14 protein-coding genes and 1 pseudogene are annotated in these 12,934 nt (G+C 58.2%); 7 read left to right on the forward strand and 8 right to left on the reverse strand.

Features of this window, described 5'->3' with window-relative positions:
* Positions 1–28 precede the first annotated feature (28 nt).
* Positions 29–466, reverse strand: coding sequence for an IS110 family transposase (locus PanNE5_RS06830; RefSeq protein WP_261939480.1), 438 nt, complete (start codon positions 464–466; stop codon positions 29–31).
* 67 nt (positions 467–533) lie between these two features.
* Between PanNE5_RS06830 and PanNE5_RS06835 the strand changes: the two are divergent.
* Together PanNE5_RS06835 and PanNE5_RS06840 are read left to right on the forward strand one after the other, a co-directional pair.
* Positions 534–1,429 (forward strand): annotated as a pseudogene (locus PanNE5_RS06835) (IS3 family transposase); the annotation flags it as partial.
* A gap of 26 nt (positions 1,430–1,455) precedes the next feature.
* Positions 1,456–1,932, forward strand: a complete 477-nt coding sequence (locus PanNE5_RS06840) for a 3'-5' exoribonuclease (protein WP_261939481.1) — start codon at positions 1,456–1,458, stop codon at positions 1,930–1,932.
* A 161-nt stretch (positions 1,933–2,093) separates the two neighbouring features.
* Here PanNE5_RS06840 and PanNE5_RS06845 read toward each other — a convergent pair whose 3' ends face one another.
* Together PanNE5_RS06845 and PanNE5_RS06850 are read right to left on the reverse strand one after the other, a co-directional pair.
* The gene (locus PanNE5_RS06845) at positions 2,094–2,831 is read right to left on the reverse strand and encodes a hypothetical protein (RefSeq protein ID WP_261939482.1); all 738 of its coding nucleotides are present in this window, start codon (positions 2,829–2,831) and stop codon (positions 2,094–2,096) included.
* A gap of 62 nt (positions 2,832–2,893) precedes the next feature.
* Positions 2,894–3,913, reverse strand: a complete 1,020-nt coding sequence (locus PanNE5_RS06850; protein ID WP_261939819.1) for an AraC family transcriptional regulator — start codon at positions 3,911–3,913, stop codon at positions 2,894–2,896.
* A 120-nt stretch (positions 3,914–4,033) separates the two neighbouring features.
* On the opposite strand from PanNE5_RS06850, the gene PanNE5_RS06855 reads away from it, so the two are divergent.
* Positions 4,034–5,626 (forward strand): methyl-accepting chemotaxis protein, encoded by a 1,593-nt coding sequence (locus PanNE5_RS06855; RefSeq protein WP_261939483.1) that lies wholly within the window; start codon positions 4,034–4,036, stop codon positions 5,624–5,626.
* Here PanNE5_RS06855 and PanNE5_RS06860 read toward each other — a convergent pair.
* The 5 genes from PanNE5_RS06860 to PanNE5_RS06880 form a co-directional block, all read right to left on the reverse strand.
* Positions 5,608–5,829, reverse strand: a complete 222-nt coding sequence (locus PanNE5_RS06860; RefSeq protein WP_261939484.1) for a hypothetical protein — start codon at positions 5,827–5,829, stop codon at positions 5,608–5,610. The genes PanNE5_RS06855 and PanNE5_RS06860 overlap by 19 nt on opposite strands.
* Before the next feature lie 70 nt (positions 5,830–5,899).
* Positions 5,900–6,226, reverse strand: coding sequence for a Rieske (2Fe-2S) protein (locus tag PanNE5_RS06865; RefSeq protein WP_261939485.1), 327 nt, complete (start codon positions 6,224–6,226; stop codon positions 5,900–5,902).
* A gap of 11 nt (positions 6,227–6,237) precedes the next feature.
* Positions 6,238–6,888, reverse strand: a complete 651-nt coding sequence (locus tag PanNE5_RS06870; protein ID WP_261939486.1) for a DsbA family protein — start codon at positions 6,886–6,888, stop codon at positions 6,238–6,240.
* Positions 6,889–7,014: 126 nt separating this feature from the next.
* Positions 7,015–7,575 (reverse strand): RBBP9/YdeN family alpha/beta hydrolase, encoded by a 561-nt coding sequence (locus PanNE5_RS06875; RefSeq protein ID WP_261939487.1) that lies wholly within the window; start codon positions 7,573–7,575, stop codon positions 7,015–7,017.
* 176 nt (positions 7,576–7,751) lie between these two features.
* Entirely contained in the window at positions 7,752–8,732 is a 981-nt protein-coding gene (locus PanNE5_RS06880) for a quinone oxidoreductase family protein (protein ID WP_261939488.1), read from the reverse strand.
* Between the two features lie 904 nt (positions 8,733–9,636).
* Here PanNE5_RS06880 and PanNE5_RS06885 point away from each other — a divergent pair.
* From PanNE5_RS06885 to PanNE5_RS06900, 4 genes are all read left to right on the forward strand, one after another.
* Positions 9,637–10,761, forward strand: coding sequence for a porin (locus tag PanNE5_RS06885; RefSeq protein WP_261939489.1), 1,125 nt, complete (start codon positions 9,637–9,639; stop codon positions 10,759–10,761).
* A gap of 52 nt (positions 10,762–10,813) precedes the next feature.
* Positions 10,814–11,446 carry a hypothetical protein gene (locus PanNE5_RS06890; RefSeq protein ID WP_261939490.1) on the forward strand — a complete coding sequence of 211 codons (633 nt, stop codon included), beginning with the start codon at positions 10,814–10,816 and terminating at the stop codon, positions 11,444–11,446.
* Positions 11,436–11,801 (forward strand): hypothetical protein, encoded by a 366-nt coding sequence (locus PanNE5_RS06895; RefSeq protein WP_261939491.1) that lies wholly within the window; start codon positions 11,436–11,438, stop codon positions 11,799–11,801. The genes PanNE5_RS06890 and PanNE5_RS06895 overlap by 11 nt, the downstream gene beginning before the upstream one ends.
* Positions 11,802–12,060: 259 nt before the next feature.
* Entirely contained in the window at positions 12,061–12,903 is an 843-nt protein-coding gene (locus PanNE5_RS06900) for a TauD/TfdA dioxygenase family protein (protein ID WP_261939820.1), read from the forward strand.
* Positions 12,904–12,934 lie beyond the last annotated feature (31 nt).

Raw genomic sequence — 12,934 nt, forward strand, 5'->3', positions numbered from 1 at the left:
CCGCCATCCTCTCCCAGGTGGGTCAGGTTTACTTCGGCGGGTGGGTCAGTTTTACATCGGCGCTAACAACAATGAAGCGCTGACGCACCCTATGTAGCGCCTGAAGTTCGAGCTGATCGGTTGTCTTCAATGGTACGCAGCGCATGCTCCCGCGACTCGCGGCTTCGGCAATTGCCTGAGCATCGTTGAAGTCATTCTTGTTCGATTTCAGATAGGGCTTCACAAACTGCGCCGGGATGATGCGCAACTCATGGCCAGCTTCGTGGAAGCGTCTCCCCCAAAATTGAGATCCCGGGCACGCTTCCATCGCAATCACACACCGCGACGCAGTCACCGAGAACTCGGCGAGTTGTGTGCGGTTGAGTTTCTTGCGAAATAGCTCATTGCCACGCTCATCGATTGCAACCACGTGAAACCAGTTCTTGCCGAGATCAATGCCGATGACGTGGATGTGGTGCTCGTTCATGGTCGCGCTCCTTGAGGTGGACGCGCACAGTATCGCGCAGGAGGTGGGGCAGACCATTCCATTAAGCTACTGCGCTACTGATGTCGGAAGGGATAGAACGTACGAAATAATCGACCAGTTCGGCGACGGCGTTCCGGTAGCCATGTTGTGTGAGTTGTTCGATATACCTCGGTCGTGCTTTTACGCATACAGACATCGTCGAGCGCGAGTTGATGCGGCACGAATGGCACTGCGCAGTCGCGTGCACGAGTTGTTTGTCGAGAGCCGAAGCTCAGCAGGCAGCCGCAGCATCATGGGCATGCTGCGCGAGCAAGGCACGACGATTGGGCGCTTTAAGGTCAGCCGTCTGATGGACGAGCTCGGCTTGATTTGCAAGCAACCTGGCAACCACGCATACAAGCGCGCTACGGTGGAGCGCATCGACATTCCGAACGTCTTGAATCGCGAGTTCGATGTGGCGGCAGCGAATCAAGTCTGGTGCGGCGACATCACGTATTTATGGGCACAGGGGCGCTGGCTTTATTTGGCCGTGGTGTTGGACCTGTTCACTCGCCGCGTTGTCGGCTGGTCATTCTCGACGAGCCCCGATGCCGACCTGGTGGTGAAGGCATTAGACATGGCGTTCGAGCAACGCGGTCGGCCTACGGCTTAATGTTCCACAGTGACCAGGGCGGTCAATATGTCAGCCGGAAATTCCGTCAGAGACTATGGCGCTATCGAATCAAGCAGAGCATGAGTCGGCGTGGAAATTGTTGGGATAACAGCCCGATGGAACGCCTGTTCCGAAGCTTGAAAACGGAATGGGTGCCGAGCACTGGATACATGAGTGCTGGAGAAGCGCATCGGGACATCAGCCATTACCTGATGCAGCGGTACAACTGGATTCGACCACATCAATTCAATAACGGTGTGGCGCCGGCAGTCGCAGAAGAAAAACTTAACGCAGTGTCCGGGATTGGTTGACCACTACAAGTAACGCTGACAGAACGATGAAGAGAGGTCCACGCAGCCCATGGAAGACTCGCTACTTCATCGATACCGAGTTTACTGACGTCAAGGACAGCCAGCTCATCAGCGTGGCGATTGTGGGTGAGGATGGGCGCGAGTTCTACGGCGAGCGCTCGGACTTTGAGCGGGCACTGTGCAGTGACTTCGTCCGCGGCGTCGTCCTGCCTCAACTTGGCCAGTTTCCAGGCCGGTCAATGCCGTTCAAAGAGTTGCGCGACGAGCTGCTGGCTTGGCTACTGGCGGTACCACTCAAGCCCAAGCCGGTGCTATGCTACGACTCCGATTGTGATTACGAACTGGTCACACACTTTCTCGGTGGACCTTTGCCAGGCGCATGGAGGCATGAGAACGTGTTTCTAAAGATCGATGCCGAACGCGTGGCGCAATACATCGCTGTGCATGGCGGCGAACATCACGCGCTGCATGATGCCCGCGCGAACGCCTTCGCATTCATGTGAGGCCGCACGAGGCTGGTAGCACGGCGAGCGTCAAGGTCGTCACGATGTCGACGACTGCAGGAAACACGTTGCCCGGTAACTGTGGTCGGAGCGGTAAAGCGTCCCCTTACCATTCTTCATTTGTAGGTCCACTCGTCGTGTTTGGGAGTCGAACTGGACCACTACACACCGCCTCGCTGATCCGCAGGATCGCCTAACCTCGCGTTGCACGCGGCGTCGGACGACGAGAAAAGCTGATTGATGAGGTCGCATACGATATCGAAAGTGCGTAGTACCGTTGGATGTAGCATCGAGGAACCATGCGCATACTCGTTGCGAATTCTTGGTAGGCCATCGATAAATGCACTAATCCAGTCATGCGTCAGGTCCTCATCCGTCGGCTGCGCTGTGGCGTGGTCAACCGATATGGCGGTGACTCCCAGCTTGGACATTTTTTGTATTTGATTAACCTCAGAACGCACTCGAGCCCGTTCACGGGCCAACTGATCTCCGATTCGCAGCCTACTGTTGGCGATTAGACCAAGCCTCTGAGCCTCTCTTAACCAATCGCGCAGGCCTGTAAATTTCTTACTTCTTCGCGCTATTGGACTGTCACTTTTTGATTCAAGGCGACTCCGAAGTGCAAATTCTAGGGAACTCAACGCCTGTTGCTCGGCCACCGCGTAAAAGCGATAGACGAACCACGCGTAGGCGTAGAGGTTCTTGGCGGTCTCAAAGTGAATCCTGACTGATTCGGATACGGTACTCTCCAGCACGTACGGTTGGATGGCCTCAAGATGATCACTCAATTCCTGCTGCCTGACCTGACCAACGCTATCGACAAGTCCAAAGAAGGTGTTGCGCGGATCGGGATCCGTTATGCCATCCTCATCGCGCAAGGCGTCGCTTGGATCAATCATCTTGGCGGCTCATCGTCAGTAGTCATCTATTGAGGCATATTGTGACAAAACCATCATGCGCGTCATCCAGCGATGCGCCCGGTGCGGCGCGTTGCCCTGCTCTCCTTGGCGCTGCAGCCGAATTGTGCGTGGTACCAGCGCGAGAACGCGCTCGGCGCGGAAAAACCGAGCAGGGTTGCCACCTCTGTCAACGGACGATCGCTCTCGATGACGTGACGCGTGGCGAGTTCCTTGCGGATGTCGTTCATGATCGACGAGAAACTCTTCCCTTCTTCCGCCAAACGGCGTTGGACAGTCCGGCACACCACGCCCAAATGCTCGGCTACCTGCTCGATGCCGCAACGCCCACTGGGTAACAACAGCACGATTGCGCGCCGCACGTCCTCAAGCATGCTTGCCTGCTGCGACATGGCTGAGGCGTCCAGCAATTGTTGTGCGTACCGCACCATCGCCGGATCGGCGGACGGGTTGCGAGCATCAAGGTCGGATTTCGGGAAGATGATGCAGTTGAAGTCGTAGTCGAATTCGACGCAATGGCCGAAAAACCGTTGGTGAATACTGAGGTCGCGCGGCGCCGGATGCTCGAAGCATACGCGTCGCGGTCGCCAGTCTGGCTTGAGGATCTGACGTATCAACCGAACCATCACCCCCAGCGCCAATTCAACACGTTGACGCGTGGGCTGACGAGGGTTACCGGCTATCACCACCTCGCGAATGATGACAAAGTCGTTGCACTCCTCCATGGCCAGCGACAGCGCACCATTGAGCAACATCTGGTAGCGCATCAGCACCTCAAGCGAGCCGCGCAGCGTCGCCTGATCGCGGATCAGCAATCCGACCGCCCCGAGATTGGACAAGAGGCGCGACTCAGCCATGCACAGTCCGAAACTCTCGTTGCCCGACAGCGTCGCGGACGCCTGGAGCAATTGCCCGACGCGTTCGACCGGAATCATGAGGTCCGGCTCGCGCAATATGCTCGGACTTAACCCCGCCTCATACAACATTCGCACAGGGTCCAGTCCGGCGGCACGAGCGACCTCACTGTAGTTGGTCAGACTCGCAGCGCGGACAAGTGGCGACATCGGGAAAGTGAATAGAAGGCTGGCAGCGAATGATAATTCCGTGTCATGTAATGTCAAGCGGGAGAAACCCGTCTCACCCACACTGCGCAGCATCGATTGATCCGAGAGGTTCGCCAACCTATGAAGCTTTCCTTCGTCCAGAAGCTCTGGCTGCCGCTGATCTTGAGCCTGCTGTGTCTCGCCGGGATATCAATCTTCAACGCTTACCAGACAAGAGCGATGCGGCTCGACGAGCGCAAGGCGGACTTGAAACATGCCTCGGATCTCGCTTTGAGTGTCACCAAGGCCTTTGCCGACCAGGCTGCCGCTGGCGCGATATCCGTCGAGCAAGCGCAGCAGCGCGCCATGGACAGCATCCGGCACATGCGATACGGCAAGGATGGATTTTTTCTGATCCTCAATTCGCGCTCGACCATCCTGATGCACCCGACGAAAGTGGAGCTCAACGGCGCGGAAGTCGAGAACTACAAGGATCCGAACGGCGTGTATCTTTTCAAGGATATTGCCGCGGTCATCAAGCGTGACGGCAAGGGCTTTACTTCCTATAGCGCCGCAAAGCCTGGAGCCAGCGGATTCTTTCCGAAAATCTCCTATAACTTGCGCTATCCGCCATGGGACTGGGTTTTCACGACCGGGCTCTATGTCGACGATGTTGATGCGGCATTTCGTGCGTCCCTGTATCAGAGTCTCGGCATTCTGGCGGTATTGGCGGGCTTTTTGTCGGCGGTCGTGGTACTGCTCAACCGCGGGATCCTCCATTCGTTGGGTGGAGAGCCGTCTTATGCTGCCGAGATTGCCAACCAGATTGCCAATAGCGATCTGACGGCCGTTGTGAAGACAGCACCGGGCGACCGCTCAAGCTTGCTGTTTTCGATGAAGCGAATGCAAGCGCAACTTACGCAAACAATCGGCAGCATCAAGACTTCGGCCGACTTGATTGCCACGGCCACTCATCAGATTGCTGCCGGCAACCGGGACCTGTCGCAACGCACCGAAGCGCAGGCCGCGTCGCTTGAGGAAACGGCGTCCAGCATGGAGCAACTGACCTCGACCGTTACCCAGAATGCCGACAACGCGAGCAATGCCAACCAGCTCGCGGCACAAGCCGCCCAAGTGGCGGAGCAGGGCGGCGTCGTGGTGTTTCGCGTAGTGGAAACCATGGAAGACATCAACGCCAGTTCAGACAAGATCGCCAATATTGTCGGCCTCATCGAAGGTATCGCTTTTCAGACCAATATCCTCGCGCTCAATGCAGCGGTCGAAGCGGCGCGTGCGGGCGTGCAAGGTCGGGGGTTTGCGGTGGTAGCCTCCGAAGTTCGTACGCTCGCACAACGTTCGTCTGACGCGGCCAAGGAAATCAAGGACCTGATTCACGAATCCGTGAAGCGCGTGCGAACCGGTGCCGGCCGAGTGCAGGAAGCCGGAACCAAGATGCGTGAGATCACCCATGAAATTCGGCGCGTGACCAGCATCATGGGTGAAATCACCGCCGCGTCGCGGGAGCAGAGCAGGGGCATTAGCCAGGTCAATCAGGCGGTCACCCAGATGGATACTGTCACGCAGCAAAACGCGGCCTTGGTTGAAGAGGCTGCCGCAGCGGCCAGCTCGCTTGAGTCGCAGGCGGGCGATCTGAAGGCCGCCGTTTCCATGTTCAGGCTGGACGTTTCGCGTAACGCCGACGCAGACGCCGAGCGCTATTTTCCTTGCGCGTAAGTCGAAACGGTGTGCCAGTCCATCCAGTCGAAGTGTTCACAACTCACGGTCCAGGCCCAATTGGTTTTTGGCGCGACTGCGGCCGGTTTTTCGGCGTTGCGCGCGGGGCGTTCGCGATCGTTGCCGGCAATCGGCAGGAGACTTGTCTTGCTTGCAGGGCGGGCCGTCGTGTCGCTTCGATGATCGGGTAATTTGATGTTCATCGCAATGCACCTTTAGATAGCTTGTCAAACTAGATGAAATAGACTGAGGAGTCAGTGTCCCGTTCCGTGCCTAGTTTTTCGCCCGCTGGAAATGGACTTCGGCGACGACCTCGCTATCGGTCACCCGCACCGGGAACCTCGTCAGGCACAAGCCTCCAGGCTCGCGCACACAACCCGTCTTCAGATCGAAACGTAAGCCGTGTGCCGGGCACTGCAACAGGTGGCCGTCGAGTTGACCGCTTGCCAGCGACGCACCGTCATGAGGGCAGGCATTGTCGATGGCGTAAACGGTCCCTTCGATATTGAAGAGGACGATGCTGCGACCCTCGACGAACATGATTTTTCGTTTCCCGGGAGGCAGTTCATTGATAGGATCAATCGGGATGCACTGTGACATCGCATTCTCCATTACGCCGCGATCGACGCGAGCATGATCTTCACAATGGCGTCGACTGGATACGCCCCCGAAAGGGCGTACCTGCCGTTGAAACTCAGGTAGGGAACGCCGCCGACAGCATGGTTTTCAAACGCGAGCGACCCTGCGCCCGGTCCGGCGGAATTGCCCGTGGCGGGAAAGTGCTCGCTCATGCCGTCGGCACAGAGCCCGCACGCGAGGCCGAGCCGCGTCAGCACGTCCCGGTCGCCGATATTCTCGCAGCCGACGAAGTAGGCCGTCAGAATCCGGTCCACCAATGCGGCCTGCTTTGTTTCGGTTTCATGCGCGCACGCGTATGCCAACAGTTGATGGGCCGCCGCTGTGTTTGCGAGCAGCGAGATATCCTCGAACGCGAATGCAATACCAGTGGGGCGCCCCACTTGTCGCAACAGCTCCCGTCTCGCCTTGACTGCTTCGGTATTGCCACGGCGCGCGAGATAGAAGGCCTGATAAGACTCGCCGGCGAGAGGTGTGTCGGGCAGAAGCTGGACCGAGCGCCACACCAGGCGTCGCGTGATCTCCGGTCTCAGTTCGGCGAGACGTGCCAGGGCGGCACGGAGATGCCGTGTGCCAATCAGGCACCACGGGCAGATGAAATCCAGGAAAACCTCGATTTCCAGCAACGGCGCCTGGCCGTCTGCGGCACGACGGCTTGCCGTCTGCCGGAGATCAGTGTCCTTGAAGGTGCTCGCCGTCGCTTCGCGCTCGCAAGAGTCGGCGCGAATGTTCTGACTGACCACGTTAGCGCCTCACATGAGTTCGTTGACGAAATCCACAGCGCGCGGCCAGTCGCCAAACCCGGCCGCGGGGTTCAGATGACCGACGGCGCCGACGTCAACCAGACGGCTGCCCCAGGCGCTCGCCAGTTCCGTGACCTTCTCGAAGCGTGCGAGCGGGTCATTGGTGCTTGCTGCCACTATGCTCGGGAACGGTAACCGCGTTCGCGGCGCAGGCAACCAGCCGTTCTCGCCCAAGACATCGATCGTCGGATAGCCTTGCGGCAGCGGCGATTCGAAATCTGGCGGCGCGGCGAGCAGCGCGCCCTGAATTTCGCGCTTGTGATGCTGCGCCCAATGCACAGTGATCATCACCCCGGCACTGTGCGTCACAAGTACCACCGGACCGGTGATGCTGGCGAGTGCCCGATCGAGTGCCTCGACTCTGGCCGCACAACTGAGTTTGTCGTGCTCCAGCGGCGGAATCACGCGCGTGCTGGGTAGTTTGCGTGCAAGAATCGTTTGCCAGTGATCCTCGACATGGTCCCGCAAGCCGGGGACGATCAATATCGTGGGGGGCGAAGTGGATGTCATCGGTGATGGATCCTTGAAATATATCAATGGGGACGATGCAGATTCCGGAGTCGCCGCTGGGAAGTGCGTTGCCGGCAGCGGATCCCTGACAACCTGATCCGCTGTGTTGATTGACTGGGTGACCCATGGCAGGTCACACGAGCTGCATGGCCCGTGTTTCCCAGTCAATTGAATACTTACATCACGAAAACGGACGAGCCCGTGGTTTTTCGAGCCTCAAGATCCCGATGTGCCCGGACCGCGTCGTGCAGTTCATACCGCTGATTGATCTCAATGCTGATGCGGCCTGCAGCCACATGGCCGAACAGTTCATCGACCAGTTCCGCCTTTTCGACGGGGTCGGCAATATAGTCGGCCAGGCCGGGGCGGGTCAGGTACAGCGAACCCTTGCGGGCCAGAATTTGCGGATCGAACGGCGGGATCGTGCCGGAGGCAGTACCGACGCAGACCATCAGGCCGCGGCGCTTGAGGGAGTCCAGCGAGGACATGAAGGTGTCCTTGCCCACGCTGTCAAAGACGACGGACACGCCCACGCCGTTGGTTAGCTCGCGCACACGCTTGGCCACGTCCTCATGACTGTAGTTGATCGTGTGATCGCAGCCGTGAGCACGTGCGACCTCAGCCTTGGCATCTGTCGAAACCGTGCCGATCACCGTCAACCCTTGCAATTTGGCCCACTGGGAAACGATCAAACCGACGCCGCCTGCAGCGGCATGAAGCAGCACCGCGTCCCCCGCCTTGAACGGGTAGATTTTGCGCACCAGGTAGGCAGCGGACAAACCGCGCATCGTCATGGCCGCCGCGGTCTCGCAACTGATGGCTTCCGGCAGCTTGATCAATAGGGCAGCAGAAATCAGCCGCTCGGTGCTGTAGGCACCCAGCGTGTTGGTGAAGCCCGTGTAGGTCACGCGATCGCCGACCACGAGATCGGTCACGCCGGCACCAACGGCCTCGACCACACCGGATGCCTCGTTACCCAGGCCGCTCGGGAGCGGAACCTTATACGTACCCCCACGGAAATAGGTATCGGCAAAGTTCAGGCCCACAGCCACGTGGCGCACGCGCACCTCTCCCGGCCCCGGTTCGCCAACGTCAACGTCCTCAAAACGAAGGACCTCGGGGCCGCCGGTTTCGTAGAATTTAACGACTTTCGCCATGTTGTCTCCTGATATGTGTCAACTGTCACAGTTCGCCGGCGATTCGCCAGCCCTTACGTCCCACCTGAACTCGCCAAAAAGCGAACCAATGGGGGGAGGGCGGCGGGTCCGGCTATAGCGCGTCGTCAAGGAAATGCATATCGATCTCCTCCACGCCATCGATTTCCGAGCGCCCGATGTGATGATCAGATCATCGAGCCAGGTGCCGCTTCCCGCTTTACCTCGCATGCCTTGCGCTTGACCTTCTGCGACATGCTCACGATCTCACGGTGCAATGTCTTGAAGGATTGGCATCACGATGCCCGCCATGCACGCGTAGCAAAGCGCTTCGTGCGTCAAAGACGTGTGTTGCGCCGTTAACACAGGTACAAACACAGAGGCCATCCACGCCGCAATCCGTCGGGCGACGCGCCCCCTCTTCATCAATGTCTTCTCCATCGGCGGTGTCGACAGCATTGGATCCCCTCCATTCATTGACTTCACATCGGCCGCAGCATCAACGAAACCATCGGTTTTTCCAGTGTAGCCGCATATTTAATTAATGTCGACAACAATAAAAATGCGAGAACTTTCCATGATCACGCATGACGGACTCAGTATAAATATTAATGTCGACATCAAAATTTTTCGAGCATGATGGATTTGTCACCGCTTGCGAGGGCAACAAACGGCCGTCGTACGCCGTGGCACACGTGATTCGCCAAGTGGCCCCGGTACTGCTTGTTGGAGCACTGACTGCCATCGCACTGAATACCGATGCATCAAGGCTTCGGGGGGCTACCGGTTTCGTCAGGCTCGACCGTTTTGGGTCAGCAGGGGCGTCGCTGCCTCTTGGTGTAGGGGATTACGAGCATCCTTTAAGCCTTTTAACGATAGGCATTGACTCAGGACTGGAGGAGATAGCATGAAGAAAGCGGGATTGGCGTTGTCACTGGCGGCCACCATCGTGTCTGCGCCGGCACTTGCGCAGAGCAACGTCACTTTGTACGGCATCGTGGATACCGGCATCGAGTTCATGACTCATGCCACACCGACGGGCGGTACCGTTGTACGGATGCCCGTAATCGGCGGCGGGGATGTGCCCTCTCGATGGGGGTTCAAAGGCAGTGAAGACCTGGGCGGAGGTCTGAATGCCATCTTCACTTTGGAAAGTGGCATTTCCGTCTCGAACGGGGCGTCGCAGCAATCCAATCGATTGTTTGGCCGACAGGCCTACGTCGGTCTGAGCAGCAATTCGTGGGGGAAAATCACGTTGGGCCGCCAGTACAGCATGATGACGTGGGGGATGGTAGACGCGAACATCCTTGGAGCGACGGGGATGGGTGGCGTCGGGTCGTTCGACGGTGCACTGCTGGCGGATCGCTTCGACAACGCTGTGGCCTATATGGGAACCTTTTCAGGGCTCACCGTAGGGGCGACTTATTCGTTTGGCCGGGACACCGCGGCCGCCGGGAACTGCGCCGGTGGGAACGGCAACGATTCCATCGCCTGTCGCGGGTTGTCTGCGATGCTGAAGTATGACGGGAATCACTGGGGCGTCGCCACGACGTACGAAGAGTTGCGAGGTGGCGCGGGCGCTGTGCCGGTCCCGATCGTCCCGGGCGGGACGGGGGGCGCGTTTACAAAGTCGGGAGACACCGACCGCCGTTACCAACTCAACGGCTACTTTGTGACTGGTCAGGTAAAGTACGGCGCGGGCTGGATTCACCGGGTCCTTCGCGGCGATGTCCAATCGCTCACGACAGATATCGAATACGTGGGTGCCTCCTGGCGGCCCAGCGTGTGGCAGTTTGATGCTCAGGTGACGCATGTCAGCAATAACAGCATGAGAGCAAATGGCTTGATGGCGGGGCTCAGAGCGAACTATTACCTCAGCAAACGTACGTCGGTGTATGGGGTGGCTGCATACATAAAGAACAGTGGCAAGGGCGGCACATACTCTGTCTCGGCGGGCACCGTTGTTCCCCCGGTGCCGGCAATCGGAGCGAACCAGATCGGCTTCGAGGTGGGGATGCGCCACACGTTCTGATCCGCCATTCCATCGGCCCGTCAACTTTGCGGCACCGGCGCTGTGGACGAGCATGCGAGCAGAATCGCATTTCACCGTGCGTTCCGTCTCGGCAGAAACCGTCGTTTCGCTCCGCCGATATCAGGAGAAGTTACGGCGGTTTCTGCGCATCGCGCCGACCCTCGTCGGCAGCGTGAAATGGGGATTTACGCTGATCGGCAGTTCACCTCGTGAGGAGCCTGTCATGAAGGTCATCTCGCACCTCGACAAGATACGCCGCATGGGTGCGCTTCGAAAGCGTCTGGACCCGTTAGCTGATTTTGAATTGTGGTTCTGGACTACGTTGACAGCCAGCACCAACGTGTTCAACGCAACGCTTCATCTTATGGGCATCACTCGCGACGACCCTGTGTTCTCGACCATTCCCGGCGTGCACGTCGTGAAACAACCCGATGGCACCTATGCGCGCGAGTTGCGCGGGCTCGGCGATGTTAGTCATGTGGGGTGGCCGAAAATCGAGGGAGACGTGCCTGAGATCATTCGGCAAATCGAGCGCGCGGTGTGCGCCATCGAGCATTACCGGGATCCCTGTATTCGAGGGGATCGCGCTCCCACAAAAGCGACCGTCGACGAGTGCGAGCAGGCGTTTGGGCAAATCATGCACAGATTCGAGCAGGCATTGAAGGGGATGGTGTATGAAATCTGAAAATCATCAGTGCAAAGCCGAGAGGATAGAGAAGTCGCTGAAGCGTCTCGGCGACGATGACTGGGAAATGAAAATCGAGGCAGCCATGCTGGCCGGGACGCATTGGGCGAACTACGCGCTGCATCGCCGCGGCGTCACGCCGGACAACGAGGACATCGTTCACAATTCGATGCTGGTCGTGAACATGCTGCGTAAATACTCCCTCGCCGAAGGCGAACTACTGAGTGCGCTAACCGAAATCGAGGAGCTCCGCCCTCTCTACGTCCGGGGGGATGTGCCGGCCGGATCTCGCGCCGCAGCGCGTGCGCTGGAACTGCTTGGCTCGATCGGCGCGCTTGCCAGACGCGGAGCATGACTGCTTGCGCCCGAAGCGCCGCAATCATCAGTCTGGCTTTCAGTGCCATACCCAATACCCTTCATCGAATTTAGCTATCAGTCGAGGTTGCGAATTATTCAATTAATGTCGACATAAATAAATATGCCTGCTATCTTGTTAACACTCACGAAGGGCAACAAAAATCACGGTTTCGTTGGGCTGCGGTGTTTGTCGGTGTTTGGCGGCGATCGCAGTAGATCGATGAATGCCCGCCAAAGACTAGGAGATTTCATTCATGATGAAAGTAGAAAGACTGACCGCCTCCATTGGTGCCGAGGTGTCCGGCGTAAGTCTGGGAGATGCATCCCGGGATGCATCGTTGTTCGCAGAAATCAAGGCGCTGTTGCTTAAGCATCGAGTCCTCTTCTTTCGGGACCAAGAATTCACGCGCGCAGAGCACGTCGCCTTTGCGAAGCGGTTCGGTGAGCTGGAAGACCATCCGGTTGCCGGATGCGACCCGGAACACCCTGGCCTTGTGCAGATCTATCGATCGGAAGTCAAGAACCCGTACGAGAATAACTATCACTCCGACGGGCTCTGGCGCCCGAATCCGTCGATGGGTGCCGTGCTGCGATGCGTCGAGTGCCCGGAAGTTGGGGGCGACACGATTTGGGTCAATATGGTCGAGGCCTATAAGCAACTGCCTGACGATATCAAGCGCCGCATCGATGGCTTGAGGGCGAAAAGCAGCATCGAGCACTCGTTCGGTGCAGCGATGGATCCGGAGGAGCGAGCCAAGCTGGCAGCGCAGAATCCCGAGGTGGAGCACCCGGTGGTCCGGACGCATCCGGAGACTGGCGAAAAGATTCTCTACGTATCCAGCTTCACAACGCATTTCGCGAACTATCACACCGCTGACAATGTGCGTTACGGTTTGGACAAGACGCCGGGCGCGAGCCTCTTGCTGAGCTATCTGCAGAGCCAGGCTTCGATCCCTGAGTATCAGGTGCGATTCAAGTGGAAACCGAATAGTGTTGCCATCTGGGATAACCGGTCAACGCAGCACTACGCGGTGATGGACTATTGGCCTGCGCCGCGCAAGATGGAGCGAGCCGGCATCCAGGGCGACAAGCCGTTCTGACAGTTTGCGCGTCGGTGCAATAGTTTTCTGA

Origin of the sequence: Pandoraea sp. NE5 (assembly GCF_024363545.1) — a bacterium.
Lineage (GTDB): Bacteria > Pseudomonadota > Gammaproteobacteria > Burkholderiales > Burkholderiaceae > Pandoraea > Pandoraea cepalis.

What these genes read in the sequence shown, in the direction of transcription:
- PanNE5_RS06830 (WP_261939480.1), bottom strand. Translation starts at nt 466, where the DNA reads ATGAACGAGCACCACATCCACGTCATCGGCATTGATCTCGGCAAGAAC.
- PanNE5_RS06840 (WP_261939481.1), top strand. Translation starts at nt 1,456, where the DNA reads ATGAAGAGAGGTCCACGCAGCCCATGGAAGACTCGCTACTTCATCGAT.
- PanNE5_RS06845 (WP_261939482.1), bottom strand. Translation starts at nt 2,831, where the DNA reads ATGATTGATCCAAGCGACGCCTTGCGCGATGAGGATGGCATAACGGAT.
- PanNE5_RS06850 (WP_261939819.1), bottom strand. Translation starts at nt 3,913, where the DNA reads ATGTCGCCACTTGTCCGCGCTGCGAGTCTGACCAACTACAGTGAGGTC.
- PanNE5_RS06855 (WP_261939483.1), top strand. Translation starts at nt 4,034, where the DNA reads ATGAAGCTTTCCTTCGTCCAGAAGCTCTGGCTGCCGCTGATCTTGAGC.
- PanNE5_RS06860 (WP_261939484.1), bottom strand. Translation starts at nt 5,829, where the DNA reads ATGAACATCAAATTACCCGATCATCGAAGCGACACGACGGCCCGCCCT.
- PanNE5_RS06865 (WP_261939485.1), bottom strand. Translation starts at nt 6,226, where the DNA reads ATGTCACAGTGCATCCCGATTGATCCTATCAATGAACTGCCTCCCGGG.
- PanNE5_RS06875 (WP_261939487.1), bottom strand. Translation starts at nt 7,575, where the DNA reads ATGACATCCACTTCGCCCCCCACGATATTGATCGTCCCCGGCTTGCGG.
- PanNE5_RS06880 (WP_261939488.1), bottom strand. Translation starts at nt 8,732, where the DNA reads ATGGCGAAAGTCGTTAAATTCTACGAAACCGGCGGCCCCGAGGTCCTT.
- PanNE5_RS06885 (WP_261939489.1), top strand. Translation starts at nt 9,637, where the DNA reads ATGAAGAAAGCGGGATTGGCGTTGTCACTGGCGGCCACCATCGTGTCT.
- PanNE5_RS06890 (WP_261939490.1), top strand. Translation starts at nt 10,814, where the DNA reads ATGCGAGCAGAATCGCATTTCACCGTGCGTTCCGTCTCGGCAGAAACC.
- PanNE5_RS06895 (WP_261939491.1), top strand. Translation starts at nt 11,436, where the DNA reads ATGAAATCTGAAAATCATCAGTGCAAAGCCGAGAGGATAGAGAAGTCG.
- PanNE5_RS06900 (WP_261939820.1), top strand. Translation starts at nt 12,061, where the DNA reads ATGAAAGTAGAAAGACTGACCGCCTCCATTGGTGCCGAGGTGTCCGGC.